Below are 445 nucleotides of genomic sequence, written 5' to 3' on the forward strand. Positions count from 1 at the left end.
CCCCCCACTCCAACAACCGCTTTACGGCCGCCCCCGCCATTTGTTTATACCCCCCCCCCCCCCCCCGCCGCCCACCCGGCGACCCTGCGGGACACCCACCCCGCAGACGTCCGCGGCGCGCGCGGCGCCGCCCGTATCGCGGCCCCGCCGGCTGCCGGGCCACGGCCGGGCGCGCGGGCGCTGGCTCCGGTCGTACGGCACTGCGACGAGTTCCGGCCCGAGCCGTGGATCATCGAGGCGTTCGCCCGCATCGCCGCCGGTGACCGGCTGCGTGCCCTGGCCTTCCGGCTCGAACGGGGCGATGACCACCGCTGGCGCTGCGCCGCCATCGACCTCGGCCCCGCCCCCGGTCACCCGGGCCCACGATGAAGCCCCGCCCCGGCCGCCCAGGCCTGTCTCTTAATAACCTGTCCGAGGCCACCACACGGACTCCGAAGGCGGTTGG

At 76.2% G+C, this 445-nt stretch carries 1 protein-coding gene; it reads left to right on the forward strand.

The features are described from left to right. A partial coding sequence (locus AAHZ94_RS35015; protein ID WP_349997678.1) for an Rv3235 family protein occupies positions 1-369 on the forward strand: 369 nt, incomplete at its 5' end. Positions 370-445 lie beyond the last annotated feature (76 nt).

This window comes from Streptomyces sp. HSW2009, from assembly GCF_040240285.1.
GTDB lineage: Bacteria > Actinomycetota > Actinomycetes > Streptomycetales > Streptomycetaceae > Streptomyces.